20 protein-coding genes are annotated in these 17321 nt (G+C 63.0%); 13 read left to right on the top strand and 7 right to left on the bottom strand.

The features are described from left to right. Positions 1–14 precede the first annotated feature (14 nt). The 8 genes from ACODSR_RS00755 to ACODSR_RS00720 all read left to right on the top strand — a co-directional run bounded on the left by ACODSR_RS00755 (position 15) and on the right by ACODSR_RS00720 (position 4193). A complete protein-coding gene (locus ACODSR_RS00755) occupies positions 15–404 on the top strand; it encodes a hypothetical protein (protein ID WP_489072780.1) in 390 nt (129 codons plus the stop codon). A gap of 93 nt (positions 405–497) precedes the next feature. After that, positions 498–740, top strand: coding sequence for a DUF2312 domain-containing protein (locus ACODSR_RS00750; RefSeq protein WP_489072778.1), 243 nt, complete (start codon positions 498–500; stop codon positions 738–740). Between the two features lie 83 nt (positions 741–823). Continuing rightward, the gene (locus ACODSR_RS00745; protein ID WP_489072776.1) at positions 824–970 is read left to right on the top strand and encodes a hypothetical protein; all 147 of its coding nucleotides are present in this window, start codon (positions 824–826) and stop codon (positions 968–970) included. Between the two features lie 146 nt (positions 971–1116). Beyond that, the gene (locus tag ACODSR_RS00740) at positions 1117–2682 is read left to right on the top strand and encodes a recombinase family protein (protein WP_489072775.1); all 1566 of its coding nucleotides are present in this window, start codon (positions 1117–1119) and stop codon (positions 2680–2682) included. Between the two features lie 352 nt (positions 2683–3034). Beyond that, the gene (locus tag ACODSR_RS00735) at positions 3035–3250 is read left to right on the top strand and encodes a cold-shock protein (protein ID WP_006948571.1); all 216 of its coding nucleotides are present in this window, start codon (positions 3035–3037) and stop codon (positions 3248–3250) included. A 77-nt stretch (positions 3251–3327) separates the two neighbouring features. Beyond that, the gene (locus ACODSR_RS00730) at positions 3328–3540 is read left to right on the top strand and encodes a hypothetical protein (protein WP_217675011.1); all 213 of its coding nucleotides are present in this window, start codon (positions 3328–3330) and stop codon (positions 3538–3540) included. A gap of 96 nt (positions 3541–3636) precedes the next feature. Continuing rightward, positions 3637–3834, top strand: a complete 198-nt coding sequence (locus ACODSR_RS00725) for a hypothetical protein (protein ID WP_489072773.1) — start codon at positions 3637–3639, stop codon at positions 3832–3834. Further along, positions 3834–4193: a glycine zipper 2TM domain-containing protein gene (locus tag ACODSR_RS00720; protein ID WP_489072771.1), complete on the top strand. Its 360-nt coding sequence runs from the start codon at positions 3834–3836 to the stop codon at positions 4191–4193. Before ACODSR_RS00725 ends, ACODSR_RS00720 begins: the two co-directional genes overlap by 1 nt. Positions 4194–4250: 57 nt before the next feature. Here ACODSR_RS00720 and ACODSR_RS00715 read toward each other — a convergent pair whose 3' ends face one another. The 4 genes from ACODSR_RS00715 to ACODSR_RS00700 form a co-directional block, all read right to left on the bottom strand. Continuing rightward, on the bottom strand, positions 4251–5180 hold the full coding sequence (locus ACODSR_RS00715; protein ID WP_119743995.1) for an electron transfer flavoprotein subunit alpha/FixB family protein: 930 nt from the start codon (positions 5178–5180) through the stop codon (positions 4251–4253). Continuing rightward, positions 5177–5926, bottom strand: a complete 750-nt coding sequence (locus ACODSR_RS00710; protein WP_489072769.1) for an electron transfer flavoprotein subunit beta/FixA family protein — start codon at positions 5924–5926, stop codon at positions 5177–5179. Before ACODSR_RS00710 ends, ACODSR_RS00715 begins: the two co-directional genes overlap by 4 nt. A gap of 97 nt (positions 5927–6023) precedes the next feature. Beyond that, positions 6024–7223 carry an ADP-forming succinate--CoA ligase subunit beta gene (gene sucC, locus ACODSR_RS00705; RefSeq protein ID WP_294131159.1) on the bottom strand — a complete coding sequence of 400 codons (1200 nt, stop codon included), beginning with the start codon at positions 7221–7223 and terminating at the stop codon, positions 6024–6026. Positions 7224–7369: 146 nt separating this feature from the next. Further along, the gene (locus ACODSR_RS00700; RefSeq protein ID WP_489072767.1) at positions 7370–7693 is read right to left on the bottom strand and encodes a hypothetical protein; all 324 of its coding nucleotides are present in this window, start codon (positions 7691–7693) and stop codon (positions 7370–7372) included. Between the two features lie 75 nt (positions 7694–7768). Here ACODSR_RS00700 and ACODSR_RS00695 point away from each other — a divergent pair, with 75 nt between their 5' ends. Then, positions 7769–8167, top strand: a complete 399-nt coding sequence (locus ACODSR_RS00695) for a low affinity iron permease family protein (RefSeq protein ID WP_489072765.1) — start codon at positions 7769–7771, stop codon at positions 8165–8167. A 12-nt stretch (positions 8168–8179) separates the two neighbouring features. Here ACODSR_RS00695 and ACODSR_RS00690 read toward each other — a convergent pair whose 3' ends face one another. After that, on the bottom strand, positions 8180–8359 hold the full coding sequence (locus ACODSR_RS00690; protein WP_489073160.1) for a hypothetical protein: 180 nt from the start codon (positions 8357–8359) through the stop codon (positions 8180–8182). A gap of 118 nt (positions 8360–8477) precedes the next feature. After that, positions 8478–9674, bottom strand: a complete 1197-nt coding sequence (gene nhaA / locus ACODSR_RS00685) for a Na+/H+ antiporter NhaA (protein WP_489072763.1) — start codon at positions 9672–9674, stop codon at positions 8478–8480. 122 nt (positions 9675–9796) lie between these two features. Here nhaA and ACODSR_RS00680 point away from each other — a divergent pair, with 122 nt between their 5' ends. The 4 genes from ACODSR_RS00680 to ACODSR_RS00665 are packed head-to-tail and all read left to right on the top strand — an operon-like array spanning position 9797 to position 13981. After that, a complete protein-coding gene (locus ACODSR_RS00680; RefSeq protein WP_489072761.1) occupies positions 9797–11185 on the top strand; it encodes a glycosyl transferase family protein in 1389 nt (462 codons plus the stop codon). Then, positions 11182–12249 (top strand): hypothetical protein, encoded by a 1068-nt coding sequence (locus ACODSR_RS00675; protein WP_489072759.1) that lies wholly within the window; start codon positions 11182–11184, stop codon positions 12247–12249. The genes ACODSR_RS00680 and ACODSR_RS00675 overlap by 4 nt, the downstream gene beginning before the upstream one ends. A gap of 59 nt (positions 12250–12308) precedes the next feature. Continuing rightward, on the top strand, positions 12309–13223 hold the full coding sequence (locus ACODSR_RS00670) for a sulfite exporter TauE/SafE family protein (protein ID WP_489072757.1): 915 nt from the start codon (positions 12309–12311) through the stop codon (positions 13221–13223). Continuing rightward, positions 13223–13981: a TIGR02186 family protein gene (locus ACODSR_RS00665; RefSeq protein ID WP_489072755.1), complete on the top strand. Its 759-nt coding sequence runs from the start codon at positions 13223–13225 to the stop codon at positions 13979–13981. The genes ACODSR_RS00670 and ACODSR_RS00665 overlap by 1 nt, the downstream gene beginning before the upstream one ends. Before the next feature lie 3 nt (positions 13982–13984). On the opposite strand, the gene ACODSR_RS00660 is transcribed toward ACODSR_RS00665, so the two are convergent. Continuing rightward, positions 13985–17311, bottom strand: coding sequence for a glycosyl hydrolase (locus ACODSR_RS00660; protein WP_489072753.1), 3327 nt, complete (start codon positions 17309–17311; stop codon positions 13985–13987). Positions 17312–17321: the final 10 nt, after the last annotated feature.

The raw sequence follows: 17321 nt of genomic DNA, 5'->3' as shown, positions 1-17321 counted from the left end.
CGGGAGTTTCAAACATGCGTCACGCCACCTTGTCCCGCTCCGTCGCATCGACGCCGGTCGTCCAGCCGTGGGACTATGTTGCCATGCGCCGGAAGGCCGCTGGACTGTCCATCGAACAAGTCGCGCAGGCGCTGGGCGGTCGAGCCTATGAACGCCATCTGCGCCTGCTTGAAACCCCGAACATTCGCGTCCGCATCCTTGCAGATCTGAACGTGGCACTGCCGTTCAGCGCAGACGTCTATCGCCAACTGGCCGACCTGCCCCCGCATCAGCATCCGCGACTGTGCCTGCACTGCGGGTGGGACGACCATAGCACCCTGCCTGATGATCGCGACGGCTACATCACTTGGTCGCGCGAAGACGAAGCCATCTGCACCCGCTGCGAACAGCAGGCCGCCGCGTGAGCCGCTTTGTCCGCGTCATCCTGATCATAGCCTGCATACTCGCCGCGCCCTTCATCATCGCCTGGGCGCTCACCAACCAGAAGGGAAACTGACATGTCGGAAAAGAACGTCGCAGCGGATCAGCTGCGCCTGCTGATCGAGCGCATCGAACGCCTGGAAGAGGAAAAGAAGGGCATCGGCGACGACATTAAGGATGTCTACTTGGAGGGCAAATCGACCGGCTACGATCCGAAAATCATGCGCCAGATCGTCGCCCTGCGGAAGATGGCTCCGCACGACCGGCAGGAAATGGAAGCCATACTCCAAACCTATCTGGCCGCCCTCGGCATGGAGTGATGTGCAACGCCCGGCATCCTGCCGGGCGTCCGTCCAACTGCGCGGAGTTGACCGCGCGCCACCCGCATAAGGAATACCGTCCCATGGGACAACACCGCCCCCTCGACCCAGCCGTCGCGCGCATAGTGGAAGCCCTCGCCGACCTGATGGTCGATCGCGACATCACGCGCCTGCGCGCCGCCACGCCCACCCCCGCCGCCCAGCGCGCGGCGACCACGATTGATCAATGAAGCCCGGTCTGCCCTCGATCTGCGACTGTCCGACATGTCGGACACTGGATCGTGCGCACCCCAATGAGGGCCGGCAGTTCGCCATGTTTATAGCGGCACCGCCTCGCAAAAGCAGGTCTGCATCGATGAAGGGCGCACGCTAGAGCATGCGGACCATCCTCTACGCCCGCTTTTCATCGGATCTGCAAAACCCACTCTCGACCGCCGACCAGCTGGCGTCGATGCAGGAACGCGCCGCCCGCGAAGGCTGGACCGTCATCGACACCTATTTCGATGATGAGGTCAGCGGTCGCGCAGGCATCAGCGAAATGCAGCGCCCAGGCTTGAATGCCATGCTCGCGCGCGTCGAGCGCGGCGACGTCGATCAAATCCTCGCCGAAGCAACAGACCGGATCGCCCGGCACATCGGCGACGCGCACGCCATCCGTGAGCATTTGGAGCATTTCGGCGCGCGTCTGTTCACGCTCAGCGACGGCTATGTCGATGAAATCACCGGCACCATCAAAGGTTTGATGGATGCACGATTCCTGAAGGATCTGGCCGAGAAAATTAAGCGCGGCCAACGCGGCCAGCATGGGCGCGGCTTCAATGCTGGCGGCCTCGCCTACGGCTATAACGTCGTCAAAAAAATCGGCGACGATGGGGAGATTGTGCGCGGTATCTTGGAAGTGAATGAGGAAGAAGCGGCGATCGTGCGCCGCATATTTGACGACACGATCGCAGGCGTATCCGCCCGCGCGATCGTCAAGGCGCTGAACGAAGAGGGCGTCCCCTCTCCCAGCGGGAAGCTATGGGCGACAAACGTGATCCACGGCGACCGCATACGGGCGAACGGCATCCTGCGAAACAATATCTATCGTGGTGTCATGGTTTATGGCCGCACACGCCGCGTCTATCATCCCAAAACCCGCCGATATGTGGCGCGCGTCAACCCGGTGAGCGAATGGCGCTTCATGGAAGTGCCGCATCTCCGCATCGTCAGCGACGAACAATGGGCGACGATCGAGGAACGCTATTCCGCCTTTGACGGCGATATTCGCAAGCTGGAAAAGCGACCCAAGCGCCTCCTGTCGAAGCTCGGCAAATGTGGCGAATGCGGCGGCACATGGACCGTTATCGGCCCTGACAAATGGGGCTGCTCTGCGCGCAAGGCCAAGGGCATCTGCACCAATACCCGCACCATATCCACGCGGCTCTATGAGCAGCGTGTGTTGGGCCAGATCAAGCACATCCTGCTAGATCCCGAAGCCGTCGCGCTCTTTGTAGACCGCTACAACATCGGGATCCGCAAACGTCAGGCAGAAGCCGGCGCGAATCGCGCGCCGTTGGAACGCAAAGCGGCAGACCTCAAAAGCAAAATCACGCGCTTGGTCGATGCAATTGCGGACGGCGCGGGCGAATTTCACGAGGTGAAGGATCGCCTGCGCACAGCCCGCGCCGATCTAGCAGACGTCCAGCGCCAGCTTGCGACGATGGATGAAGCGGTGCCGCTCGAATTGTCGAGCGATCTGGCTGACCGCTACCGCCTCTACATCGCCGAACTGGACGCAGCCCTTGCAACCGAAGGCACCGCCAGAGAGCGCGCCGCATCCGCCATTCGCGAATTGATCGACACCATAACCCTGACCCCCAATGCCGAAGGTCGCGGCGTGGAAATCCAAGTCACTGGCCGCATGGCCAACATCATCAACCTAGCAAAGAACGCTGGATAGGTATCTTTCCGTCGGGAGCGTTCCTCCGCTACCATTTTTCCTATATTCAGCCGTCACCATCTTCGCCGCCTGAGCCGCCAGCTTTGCCGCGTCGATTGCGGCCGGATCAGCCTGATTGCGGATACCTGCGCGAGACGAGAGCCGCACACCCAACCACGTAAATCGCGTTGCCCGGAACGGCACATCCCGTCATGCGATTTGCTATTTGCCACTGCCTGCCCTACATAGGCGTGGCTACAGTCGCAAATCGACGGTTTTCGGCGCTTTGCGGCACCTACTTCCTTCTTTCCCTGCCCCTTAGCAACCCGGCGCGTCCACACGGGGTTCGCCGCACAGAAAGAAGGAATACCAAATGAGCAGCATCACTGGCGTCGTCAAGTTCTTCAACGCCGACAAGGGCTATGGCTTCATTGCCCCCGACAATGGCGGTGCAGACGCATTCGTTCACATCAGCGCCGTCGAGCGCGCTGGCCTGGCTACCCTGCGTGAAAAGGACCGCGTGTCCTATGATCTGGAGCAGGACAAGCGCGGCAAGATGGCTGCGGTGAACATCGCCCACGCTGAATAATTCAGACGGCCGGATCGGGCGCGGGGGTCATCCTTCGCGCCCGGCCCATTCATCCTTTTGATTTTGAGGAGAGCCTCATGGCCGTTACCGACTATCACAGCCTCGCCGCGCAGGCCCGCACCGACGCCGACGCCGCGACCCTGGCCAATGTCCGTGATCGCTGCCTCCGCGCCGAAGCCGCCTGGCTGGCCATGGCCCAGCGCCAGGACCTGACCGACACCGCCCGCGCCCGCCGCGAAACCGCCGCTGCCGACGCCCGCGCCGAACGGCTGGCCGACGCCGCCGAGTAATTCATCCGCTCTCTTTGTTGTCCGCTCTGCCGGAACCCATGGCGTCGCCGCCCGTTGACTGGCCGACATCTTGGACACCAACAAAGGAGCCACCCCATGATCCGCACCCTGATTTTCGGCGCTATCGCCGGTTATGTCGGCAAGAAGCTGTATGACGACGGCAAGCTGGACCAGTTTCGCGACGATCTCGTCAGCCGCTATAACCAGGCCAAGGCCGACCTGTCCGACCAGCGCGCAGCCGACACCAAAGTCTCTACGCCGGTGAGCCACACCGCCACGCCGCTGGTGTCCTGATGCGCAAGCCCCTTCTGGCGGTTGCCCTGGTCGCTATGCTCCCGCTGGGAGCCTGCGTCTCCGACGGTGGCGGCAATCGTGGCTATGGCTATGACCGCCCCAATGATCGTCGCGGCCCGCCCCGCTACCAACGCCGCCCCATCCGCGACGATGAACAGATTTATCGTGATCGCGACGGCCGCTATTATTGCAAGCGTGACGACGGCACGACCGGCACGATCGTCGGCGCCATCGCTGGCGGCGTGCTGGGCAATGTCATCGCTCCGGGAGGCTCCAAAACCCTCGGCACGATCTTGGGCGGCGGTGCCGGCGCACTGGCTGGCCGGGCCATCGACAGGAATGACGTCAACTGCGAATGACGCAAAAAAAGGGCGCGGGATTTCGATCCCGCGCCCCTTCTATTGCATGACGCTGAATTACAGCTTGCCGGTCAGTTCCGGCACGACCTTGAACAGATCGCCCACCAGACCGATGTCGGCCACCTGGAAGATTGGCGCGTCCTCATCCTTGTTGATCGCGATGATGGTCTTGCTGTCCTTCATGCCCGCCAGATGCTGGATCGCCCCGGAAATGCCGACCGCGACATAGACTTCGGGTGCTACGATCTTGCCGGTCTGCCCGACCTGATAGTCGTTGGGGACATAGCCCGCATCGACAGCCGCACGGCTTGCGCCCACAGCTGCACCCAGCTTGTCAGCCAGCGGGAAGATCACTTCCTCGAACGTCGGCCCGTCCTTGAGTGCACGACCACCCGACACGATGATCTTGGCGCTGGTCAGTTCGGGACGCTCCAGCTTGGCGATTTCGGCACCGACGAAGGACGACAGCCCCTTGTCGCCGGTCGAGGCCACGGCTTCCACCGTCCCCGAACCGCCATCGCGTTCAGCCTTTTCGAACGCCGTACCGCGAACGGTGATGACCTTCTTGGCGTCCTTGCTCTTGACCGTCGCGATCGCGTTGCCGGCATAGATCGGCCGCGTGAACGTGTCCTCGCTTTCGACCGACAGGATGTCGCTGATCTGCATCACGTCGAGCAGAGCCGCGACACGCGGGGCGATATTTTTGCCGTTGCTGGTGGCGGGCGCGATGAAGGCGTCATGATGCCCCATCAGTTCCACGATCAGCGGCGCGACATTTTCGGCCAGCGCATGGCCAAAAGCCGCGTCGTCAGCGACATGGACCTTGCCCACGCCTGCAATCTTCGCCGCCGCATCGGCAACGGCGCTGACGCCTTCGCCAACGACCAGCAGATGGACTTCACCCAGCTTGGCAGCGGCGGTGACGGCAGACAGGGTGGCGTCCTTGACGGCCCCGCCCTCATGTTCAACCCAGACGAGCGTTTTCATGCGGCAACTCCCATGGCCTTGAGCTTGGCAACCAGTTCATCGACATCGGCGACCTTGACGCCGGCGGTGCGTTTGGGCGGTTCGACGACCTTGAGCGTCTCCAGCCGCGCGCTGATATCGACGCCATAATCGGCAGGCGTCTTCTGCGCCAACGGCTTGCTCTTCGCCTTCATGATGTTGGGCAGCGAAGCATAGCGCGGTTCGTTCAGGCGCAGGTCGGTGGTGATGATCGCAGGGGTGGACAGCTTGACCGTCTCCAGCCCGCCATCGACTTCGCGGGTCACCGACACGCTGTCGCCCTCAACCTCGACCTTCGATGCGAACGTGCCCTGCGGCAGGTTCAGCAGCGCGGCCAGCATCTGGCCGGTCTGGTTGCTGTCATCGTCGATTGCCTGCTTGCCCAGGATGATCAGGCCGGCGCCTTCCTCTTCCTGCACCTTGGCAAGCAATTTCGCGACGCCCAGCGGCTCGACCTCATCATCGGTCTGGATCAGGATCGCCCGGTCAGCGCCCATCGCCAGCGACGTGCGCAGCGTTTCCTGCGCCTTGGCGACGCCGATCGACACAGCGATCACTTCGGTCGCCACGCCCTTTTCCTTCAGACGGATGGCTTCCTCGACCGCGATCTCGTCAAACGGGTTCATGCTCATCTTGACGTTCGCCAGATCAACACCCGTTCCGTCGGCCTTGACGCGCGGTTTTACGTTATAATCGATCACCCGCTTCACGGGGACAAGGATCTTCATTTCAACATCCTCCACTGTAAATGCCAACACGGGCGCGGGCAGCCCGTAACCGGACTACCCGCACCCCTTTTGGTGTCAGTTCAGGTGAAAAGCGGCCTCAGGCTGCCTTCCTCACTTCTGCCACGATCTTGCGCGCTGCATCGCCCAGATCGTCCGCTGGGACGATGGCTAGGCCCGAAGCCGCGAGAATATCCTTGCCCTGCTGGACATTGGTGCCTTCCAGGCGAACCACCAGCGGAACCGACAGGTTCACTTCCTTGGCCGCCGCAACGATACCATCGGCGATGATGTCGCACTTCATGATGCCGCCGAAGATGTTGACCAGGATGCCCTTGACCGCCGGGTCCTGCAAAATGATCTTGAACGCAGCCGTCACCTTCTCGGTCGTAGCGCCGCCGCCGACGTCCAGGAAGTTCGCGGGGAATTCGCCGTTCAGCTTGATGATGTCCATCGTCGCCATGGCCAGGCCAGCGCCGTTGACCATGCAGCCAATGTTACCGTCCAGCTTGATATAGGCGAGGTCATATTTGGACGCTTCGACTTCGGCTGCATCTTCCTCGGTCAGGTCGCGCAGTTCGGCGATGTCCTTATGACGGAACATCGCGTTGCCGTCGAAACCGACCTTCGCGTCCAGCACCAGCAGATTGCCCTGCTTGGTCAGCGCCAGCGGATTGACTTCAATCTGCTCGGCATCGGTGTCGAGGAACGCGGCATAAAGCGACGAGGCAACCTTGGACGCCTGCTTGGCGAGATCACCGGTCAGGCCCAGCGCAGCGGCGATCGAACGGCCATGGTGCGGCATGAAGCCGGTCGCGGGATCGACCGAGAAGCTGTGGATCTTTTCAGGCGTCGAATGGGCGACTTCCTCAATGTCCATGCCGCCTTCGGTCGACACGACGAACGCGACTTCGCTGCTGCCACGATCGACCAGCAGAGCCAGGTAGAATTCCTTGTCGATGTCGGCGCCGTCGGTGATGTACAGGCGGTTGACCTGCTTGCCAGCGTCGCCGGTCTGGATCGTCACCAGCGTGTTGCCCAGCATGTCGGTCGAGTGGGCCTTGACCTCATCCAGATTGAAGGCGAGGCGAACGCCGCCCTTGGCTTCGGCGGGCAGTTCCTTGAACTTGCCCTTGCCGCGGCCACCGGCGTGGATCTGCGACTTCACGACATAGAGCGGTCCGGGCAGCTTCTTGGCAGCCTCGACAGCTTCCTCGACCGAGAAGGCGGCATAGCCGGCGGCGATCGGCGCGCCATATTTCGCGAGCAGTTCTTTCGCCTGATATTCATGAATATTCATGGAGCGTGCCGTCCTTTTCCGTCGAACCGTGATGGCGACGGCTAAAGCACAGACAGGATTGCAGGGCCAGTATGATTTCGCAAAACGACTTTGCAAAATTGCAAAACCCTTGCGAAGCGCTGGCCCGGATTATTGCAAAATAGGGCTTAAAAAGCGCAGCCAATCGCTGCCTTGCTGGTGACCAGGAAAATCTCTGGATCCTCCAGCGCACGCACCTTGTAGAGGAAGCGATCGACGCTCATCTCGCCCATGTGAGACTTGCGGAGCGAGGCGAGCGACTGGAGCCGCCGGAACTGCATCAGGCTCAGCCGATCGACCATGCGTTCGGCCATGCAGCCCGCCATCCGGGGCGACAATCCAGCTTCCAGCAACCCCGTGCGTAGACGCGATTCGGGGGAGACGGTGGCGCAGGAGGCCAGCAGGGATGCAGTAAGGCCGCAGGCGGCGGCACGGAAAGCGATGGCTGTCATGGACCCTTCATGGCAACACATGCCTGAACGCAGCATAAATGCGCCGCAGCGCGGTGCGCAGAGGATGGCAGCATCATGGACAAATTTTTCGCAGCCCTGTCGCACCGGGTCGCCAGTTGGGCCGGGCAGCCGCTGGCCTTCATATTGGCAAGCGCCGTCGTGCTGGTCTGGATAACGACCGGGCCGATCTTCGACTATTCTGATACTTGGCAACTGGTCATCAATACCGGCACCACCATCGTCACCTTCCTGATGGTGTTCCTGATCCAGAATGCGCAAAATCGCGATGGATCAGCGATCCAGGCGAAACTGGACGAACTGATCCGCGCCGTGGACAATGCCCGCAACGATTTTATCGGCATCGAACATCTGACCGAAGATGAATTGCAACGGATCAAGGCGGTGCTGGAAAAGGAATGTGGCGACGACGCCGCCCATCATCTGGCGATCGCGCGGTTGCTGGAGCGCCGCTGACGCCCGCCCCACTCAATGGGCGCGGACGATCAGCTTTGCATTTTCCTGCCGGTAAGCGTCGATCTGCTCGATATAGCGCTGCGCCAGATGCTCGTATGCGCTCCGCCCCTCCTGTGAGGGGCTGGCCTGCGCCTTGATCAGCGACATCTGCTGACGATGCAGCAGATAATTAACGTCCGTCTCCATAGTCATTTCGCCCTCCTCCGGTATCTTGCCTAGAAGAATTGGTCGATTATTGGCTCCCTCGCGCTCGACACATCCAAGAAAGCAGTAGGGTTATACCATAGGAATCGCGCCTTGGCGAACCCGCCTAACGCTTTGATGGCGCAACCCAGCGCAGGACGATATAGCCCGCCAGCGCCGATGCCAGCGACCCCATCAATATGCCGCCCTTGGCCTCTTCGATCAGCAGCGCCGATCCGGGGAAGGCCAGCGCCCCGATAAACAGGCTCATGGTAAAGCCAATGCCGCACAGCATCGCCATGCCATAAACCTGGGTCCAGTTGGCACCTGTCGGCCGCTCCGCAATGCCCAACCGCGTCGCAATCCAGACACTGCCGAATATGCCGATCTGCTTGCCCAAAAACAGGCCGAGCGCGACGCCCAGCGGTAACGGAGCCAGCAGCGCGCCGAACACCTGCGCGTTCAATGTCAGCCCGGCATTGGCAAAGCCGAACAATGGTACGATCAAATAGGCGCTCCAGGGATGCACGCCATGCTCCAGCTTGTGCAGCGGACTATCGACCGCATCAGGCGCGCCAGGTGTGCAGCGGATGGGGATCGTCATCGCAGCGAGCACGCCAGCTACCGTCGCATGGACCCCCGACAAGAGCATCAGATACCAGAGCAGCGCAAAGCCGATGAGATAGGGGATCAGCGCCTTCACTCCCGCCCGGTTCATGCCGACCATCACCGCCAGCACCGCCGCCGCACCGCCAAGCGCCGCCAAGTCCAGTCCCTGCGTATAGACAAGCGCGATGATGGCAACCGCACCCATATCGTCGACAATCGCCACAGCCGTCAGGAACAATTTGAGCGAGGCTGGCGCACGATCGCCCAGCAACGCCAGCACGCCGATGGCAAAGGCAATGTCGGTCGCGGCGGGAATCGCCCAGCCATTGGCCAGTTCCGCCTGCCCGCCGGTGACCGCCAGATAGACCAGCGCCGGAACCCCCATGCCCGCGATCGCCGCAATGATCGGCAGCCGCCGCCGTTCCCAGGTGGACAGCCCCCCGTCCAGAAACTCCCGCTTGATCTCCAGCCCGACCAGCAGGAAGAAAATCGCCATCAGCCCGTCATTGATCCACAGATGCACCGTCATCGGTCCCAGCTTCGGGGTCAGGACCGGCCCGATTTCTGCATGGATGATGTCATGATAGAAATGCCCGCCGCCGCCCGGCAGATTGGCGATCAGCATAGCCAATGCCGCCGCGATCATCAGCAATACCGCGCTGCCTGCCTGTCCCGCCAGAAATTCGCGCAATACTGATGGGCGTGGCTTTGTCATTCTTCGGTTCATCCTGTTTTATCGCGGCCCTTTTGCATAAATTGCGCAAAAGACTTGGAAGCTGCTGACACCAATGCCATCCTTTCCCTTGTCGAGGCATGGGGGTCAAGGCTTTGGGGGACATGCTGGTTGCAAGCCTTGCCATCCTTCATCATGAAATCCTGCTGTTTGCCGTGGTGGGCCTTGCCATTGGCGGGATCGACGATTTTCTGATCGACCTGCTGTTTCTGGCGCGCAAGGCGTGGCGCGACCTGTTCATCTATGGCCGCCATGCCCGGATGACGACGGCGACGCTACCACCATCTTCAACGCCCGGCCGCATCGCCATCTTCGTCCCGGCCTGGCGGGAGGCGGATGTGATCGGACCGATGCTGCGCCTTGCACTGGGTCGCTGGGGGTCGGCCGACTATCGCATCTTCGTCGGTGCCTATCCCAATGATGCCGCTACGATTGAGGCCATCGCCGCCGTGGCGCAGGGCGAACCCCGCATCCTGCTGGGTATCAACCCGCATCCCGGCCCCACGACCAAGGCCGATTGCCTCAATGTCCTGTGGCGCGCCATGCTGGACGAGGAGGCGCGGGACGGATTCCGCTATAAGGCCGTCGTTTTGCATGACGCAGAAGATGTCGTCCATGCCGATGAAATCCGCCTGTTCGACGTCCTGATCGACCGGTTCCAGCTGGTGCAATTGCCGGTGCTGCCGCTTACCGGTCGAGGCACATGGCTGTCCCGCGCGATCGCCAATCATTATTGCGATGAATTTGCGGAGAGCCATGGAAAATATCTGACCGTGCGTGAAGCGCTGGGCGCGTCGGTCCCCTCAGCCGGGGTCGCCTGCGCGTTCGAGCGGGACACGCTGGCAGCGCTGGCCGACGATCCTGCCCATGGCCCGTTCGACCCGTCATCGCTGACCGAGGACTATGAAGCCGGGCTGCGCATCCGCGACAATGGCGGGCGCGGCATATTCGTACGGATGCGCGACGCCGACGGTGACCTGGTCGCAACCCGCGAATATTTCCCCGACACGATCGACAGCGCAGTCAAGCAGAAGGCCCGCTGGATCGTGGGCATTTCGCTGGCCGGATGGGACCGGATGGGCTGGCGCGGCGGCCCGGCGGAATGGTGGATGCGGCTGCGCGACCGGCGCGCCGCCCTGTCCGCCTTCGTCCTGTTCGCGGCCTATATGACTGTGGCCTTATGGGGGATGCTCTGGCTGACCGGCCTTTTCCTGCCGATCCCGCCCCGCCCGCTGTCCCCTACGATTGTGGCTCTGCTGTGGGTCAATGTCGGGCTGATGAGCTGGCGTGGCCTGATGCGGGCGCTGTTCGTGGGGCAGGCCTATGGCTGGCGCTACGGGCTGGGCGCGGTGCCGCGTACCTTCATCGCCAACCTCATCGCCATACTCGCGGCGCGGCGCGCCATCTTCCAATATGTCCGCTCATTGCTCGGTCGCCCGCTCGTCTGGGACAAGACCCAGCATCGCTTTCCCGACATGCGGTCCGACCCATGATCACGTCCGCCAGTGGCCGCCCGCTCCGCTTCTTCGGCCTGGTGATGGTCGGCTGGGTAGCGATGCGCCTGTGGAGCCAGCCGGGACCGCCATTGGCATTGATAGCGCCCCAAAAAATCGCGGCAGTGGTTGCGTCGCGCCTGCCCATGCCATCGCCAGCGGTGTCGGTGGATGCCCATGGAAAAGCCAGCCCTTCGCCGCACAGGCAATGGGCCACCCCTATGGCGTCCCTCATCTCTCCGGCTACCCCGGCTGTGACAACCGCCCCTCCCACCAAGGCCCAAGCCGCCATGCCGGTGAGCCTACTGGATTTCATCGCCTTCTCCATGGCGTTCGCCAACCGCCATTATGCGACCGACCCCGACTATAATCGTGGCAGCCCGTCCCCCTCCCCCGCGCCGCTGCTCCTGTCCACCCAGAGCCACACGGATCGCTGGCATGGTAGCGCCTGGATGTTGTGGCGGGACAATGGCACGTCCCCGACCGACGCCGCCATCGGCCGACTGGGCGCATCGCAAGCCGGGCTGCGCTTCGATTATGACCTGACACCCGCCGCCCCAAGCCGCACCGTCGCCTATGCCCGCGCAACCAGTGCGCTTCAGCGCCCGGCTGCGCCAGAAGCCGCCATCGGCCTCGCCATCCAGCCCGTCCGCACCATCCCCGTCAGCCTGGCCATCGAACGCCGCATCGCACTCGGCGAGGGCGCGCGCAACGCCAATGCCGTGATGGCCGTCGGCGGTTTCGGCCCCACACCAGTAGGCCACGGGCTGGAGGCGGAAGCCTATGCGCAGGCAGGCATGGTCGGCTTCAACCGGCGCGACGCCTTCATTGACGGCAAATTCTCCCTGCTCTCGCCAGTCAGCACATCAAGGCTGCGCATCGGCGCGGCCCTGTCCGGCGGCGCACAGCCCGGCATCGAGCGGCTCGACATCGGCCCGGAAATGCAGATCCACCTGCCCCTGCCCAACGTCCCCGCCCGCATCGCGATCGAATGGCGGGAGCGTATTGCCGGTCGCGCAGCCCCTGCCTCCGGCTTTGCCATCACCCTGGCCGCAGATTTTTGACGCGCGGGGCGTCGCGCCGCTTTCACTCGACACATTTTACCACTACCCCCGGACGAGCCATGGATCTTTACCTGCCCATCGCCAATCTCTCGGTGAACGCGCTGGTCATTATTGGCCTGGGCGGCGTCGTCGGCCTGTTGTCGGGCATGTTCGGCGTGGGCGGCGGATTTCTGACGACCCCGTTGCTGATCTTCTACGGCATCCCCCCGACCGTCGCAGCCGCATCCGCCGCCTCGCAGGTCACCGGGGCCAGCGTTTCGGGCGTATTCACCCACATATCGCGCGGCACGGTCGATTTCCGCATGGGCGGCGTGCTGATCGCTGGCGGCGTGGTCGGCGCGGGGCTGGGCGTGCTGATCTTCCGCCTGCTGCAATATCTGGGGCAGATCGATACCGTCATCGGCATCCTCTATGTGCTGATGCTGGGCGGCATAGGCCTGCTGATGGCCAAGGAATCGATCCAGGCGCTGGTCACGCTCAAGACCGGCAAGCGGGTGCAGGCCCGCAAGCGGCGGCACCATCCCCTCGTCGCCGCGCTGCCGATGCGCTGGCGCTTCTATCGCTCAGGTCTCTATATCTCGCCGCTCGCGCCGCTTTTGCTGGGCATGGCGACCGGCATATTGACGATGCTGCTGGGCGTGGGCGGCGGCTTCATCCTTGTACCCGCCATGCTCTATCTACTGGGCATGACCACCCAGTCCGTCGTCGGCACGTCTTTGTTCCAGATATTGTTCGTCACCATGGCGACGACGATGATGCACGCGATGACGACCAAGGCCGTCGATCTGGTGCTGGCGATGCTGCTGCTGATCGGCAGCGTCACCGGCGCGCAGGTCGGCACGCGCCTGTCGATGACGATCCGGCCCGAATATCTGCGTGTGCTGCTGGCGCTCATCGTCCTGCTGGTTGCCGCGCGGATGGCGCTGGGTCTGGCATGGCGCCCCGATGAAATCTTCACGATAGAACTCAGCTGATGCAGCGGCGCGACCTTTGGCGACTGGCCCCCCTGTTGCTGCTGGGCGCGGCCGCCGCGCCGCAACTGGTGCCGGACGTGTCGCAGCGGGACATCGAAATCCAGTATAGCTTTACCGGCGCGGACCTGCTGCTGTTCGGCGCGATCGTCTATCCCGATGGCACGCGCCCGGAAAAAGCCGCCGACATCGTCGTCGTGCTGAAGGGACCGGAACAGTCGATCACGATGCGCGAAAAACAGAAGGTCGCGGGCATCTGGGTCAATGCCGATCGTGCCAGTTTTCGTTCAGCGCCCAGTTTCTATGCCATGGCGTCGTCCCGCCCGATCGACCGCATCGTCGATGAACGCACCGCCGCCATCTACGAACTGGGGGTCGACAAGCTGCAATTATCTCCCTCCTCGCTCAACGAAAGCGCCGAACTCAGCCGGTTTCAGCAGGGACTGGTGGACCTGCGCGAACGATCCGGCCTGTTCGTCGAGCGCCCCGGCACCGTCGAAATCAGCGACGATGTACTTTACCGGGCGCGCCTGCCGCTATCGGCGCGCGTCATCGTGGGCGACTATACTGCCGAGACGTTTCTGGTGCAGGATGGCCGCGTGGTCGCCGCCGCCGTCCGCGACATCACCGTGCGCAAGTCGGGCTTTGAACAATTTATGGCGACGGCGGCTGAACAATGGTCCTTCCTCTATGGCCTGACCGCCATTGCTCTGGCGGTGGGCATGGGGTGGGCGGCGGGCGCGATCGCCCGGCGCATGTAACCTCTATTGCGCCATCAACGTCACCGGCCCGATCAACCCCGAAGGCCGCAACGGCGCGTCAGGCATATAGGTTGGTGCCGCGGTAAAGGTCAGCTTCTGCGCGCCGGGCTGCTGATCGCCGATCAGGCGATTGACCCACAGATTGGCGACCTTGACTTCCAGTGCATTAGCGCCGCGCTTGACCAGCTTGCCAATGTCAAGCCGATAAGGGGCCAGCCACACCGTGCCCGCCGCCTGTCCATTGACGCTGACCTGCGCCAGATCGCCCACCTTGCCGAGGTCAATCCATAATGGCGCGCCCGGCTTGACGCCCTTGGGCAGGGTGAAGCGGGTGGTGTAAGTTGCAGTGCCGGAGAAATATTTGACCCCCGTATCGGCGCTGGCCTCCAGCGGCGTCAGGGTCGGCATCTCGACACCCACGGGCGCGCCGCGCCCCGGCTGGAAACGCACGCTCCATGGGGTGGCTATCGTCCCGACCGTCTGTGCAACCTTCGCCGGAACCGTCATCGACGGCGCAGCGGCAGGCGTGCGGAAGAGGATCAAGAAGGCATCCTCCGCCGCAACGTCGATCGGAATCACCGTCTCGCCCCCTTCGGTGCGATAGGAAACAGGCTCTGCCTTGCCATGAGTCGCGCGCCAGATTTCCGGTTGCTTGCCGGTCACGCGGAAGCGCGCCTCGATCGGCCCTGCCCGGTCGGTGCGGTTGTTGACGAAATAAAGGTCGCCATCGGTCAGCTTGCGATGGACGAAGCGATAATCTTTATCCGCCCCACCCTGCGTCACCCGGAAATCGGGACCGACACCGGCGCTGGCCAGCGCTGCTTCGACATCGCGGCTGGCGATCACCTGGCCCTTGCCGGTCGGGCCGCCGCTCCACAACTTGTCGACCAGCGCCTTGAATGCCGTCGCATCATCCTTCAGCCCCGGCGCACGCTCAGGGACCATGCCGATCAGCGTCGCCCCGGCATCGACCAGCGCGGCAATCCGCTGGAGCGTGGCCAGCGTCATCACCCGGCTCGTGCCGCCCAGATAGAGCGCCCGGTAGCGCGCACCGCTGCCCACGACCAGTTCCCCGCCCTCAACCGTCAATTTCTTCGCCACTATGTCGGCATTGATGAAATCATAGGCATGGCGCGTCGGCAGATCGGTTGGCACGCCATGTTCGAACAGCGACGTGATCGGCGTATCCTCGCCGTAGAAATAGGCAACGTCCGCGCTGTCGCGACCCTGCTGAAGCAGGAAGCCGGTGCGCGCCATATAATCGACCCACGGCTTGGCCATTTCCGCCCAGCTTTCATGCCGGTTGAAATATTGCCCGAATATCATCAGGCTAAGCCCCGGCAGTTTGTCATCGACCGGCTGGTGGACCGAGGTGTGGACGATCGGCCGGTTGACGCCCGACGCAAACTCCAGATCGATCACCCGCTTCAGGTCCGAAGGCGCAAAGGCCCAGGGCGAGAAGGCCGACGTCATCGATTCAGCCGACACGATATTCTGGCCATAGATATGGGCGACCGACGCGGCCCCTTTCATGTCGCCGATCAGCGTCGGGCGCGGCGCGCCGCCGCGATTGAAGGTCCACATCGCCGCCATCGGCACGTCGGTATGGGACCGCATCGCCAGATCGTCACCCAGCACCGGTCGCGCATTTTCCAGCGCCTCGCCATAGACTGTCAGCCCCTGCTCATGCGCAACCTTTGCCACCGTGCCATAATGGGCGTCGGCCAGCAGGTCGGCCAGCGTCTGGCGATAATCATGCAGAAAGGCGTCGCTTTGCGCAGCCGATCCGATGATCGTCCCGGTCAGCGTCGGCAGGAACGGCACCGGATCATAGCCGCGCCGCGCCCTGAATTCCTCGACCATGCGCGGTGTCCAGTTGGACGCCCCGACCTCGATACTGTCAGTCAGCAGCGCGCGGATGCCCTTGTCGCCAATCCATTCGGGACCAACCGTATCGCGATACATGGACAGATAGGTTTCCAGATAGCGGCGCACGGCGGCGGCATCATATTTGTCGACTTCCAGCCCCGTCGCTTCGGGGGTTGCGGGATGGTTGGTCTTGCCGGTCAGCGAATAGCCCATGCGGACGATGCGCCATTGGCTCCCCTTTGGCGCAGTCCAGTCGAGCGTGCCATCGGGCCGCAAATGACTGGTCAGGTCGATAACGCGGGCCGGATCGACAGCCGGGCCGCCCTGCGCCGCGCCATCGCTCAGCCTGTTATAGTCGGCGACGATCGCAAAGCCTGCCTTGGCCTCATACTGGTCGATCTTCGCTTCGGCAAATAGCCTCAGGTCGCCGATCGCCAGCGTCGGCTTGGGAGGCTGGGCAAAGACATCAAACTTCATCGCACCGGGCGCACCATCGCCAAGGCTCGGTGCCTTCACCCCGTTGTTGGGGGCCAGAACCAGACGGAAGCGACGCGCGGTCACGGGCGCAAAGCCGATCGTCGTCGTCGCCTCGGTCAGCGGAAATGCGCCGATGCGTTGCCATGCGCCGTCTTTCTCCACCTCCAGCACCGGCAGATATTCCGGGTCGCCAAAGGGCGGTCGCGCATGGGGTATGAACAGGCTGGCCGACCGCACTATGACAGCTTTGCCATAGTCCAGCACGAGCGTGCCGGGCTTGGCCGGATCGCCTTTTGAAACTTGCACAACACTGTCCAGCTCAGTGTCGAGTAGCGGCGCAGCATCGACAGGTCGGCCATCGCTCTGGCTGATCGTCGGGACAGGCGGCCGCTCTGCCGCCACTGGATAAGCCAGCACCAGAGCGTCCCGATAGAAAGCGGGTTGCTGCGCCACCTCAGCGCCCATCGCCAATGGATCGACGAATTTCGCGCTCTGGAAGCCCCCGGTCACCGATGGCGGCGATGCCAGCACGCCCTTGACCCGCTGGCCACCAGCCAGCAGCGTTTCGGACCAGACCAGCTTCTTCATCGCGTCCTGCGGCTTCACCCACGGACCGCCCGTCTCGCTCCAACCGGGCGAGGCCGCTATGGCAAATTCCAACCCCTTGGCATCCGCTGTCCTGACCGCATGGCGGAACGCATCCTTCCAGCCATCGGTCATATAGACCAGCCGTTCCGGCACGATCTGCAGCGTCTTGAGGCTGGCGTCGAAATTCTGGACCCCGCCAATCCCCATGCGCGCCATCCAGTCGAGATCCTTGGAAATCCCCTCCTTGGTCACATTGCCGTTCACCCAGTGCCACCAGACACGCGGACGCGCCGACTGCGGCGGATTGCGGAAACCATCGGCCAGATCATCAGCGCGAAGCGGGGTCGCAGAGGCGGTGCAGGCCAGCAGCGCGGCGAGGCGGAGGGCTTTGGACATGGACTGATTC

It is taken from the genome of Sphingobium sp. FG125 (genome assembly GCF_057809795.1).
This window is presented reverse-complemented; position numbering and strand designations above follow the sequence as displayed.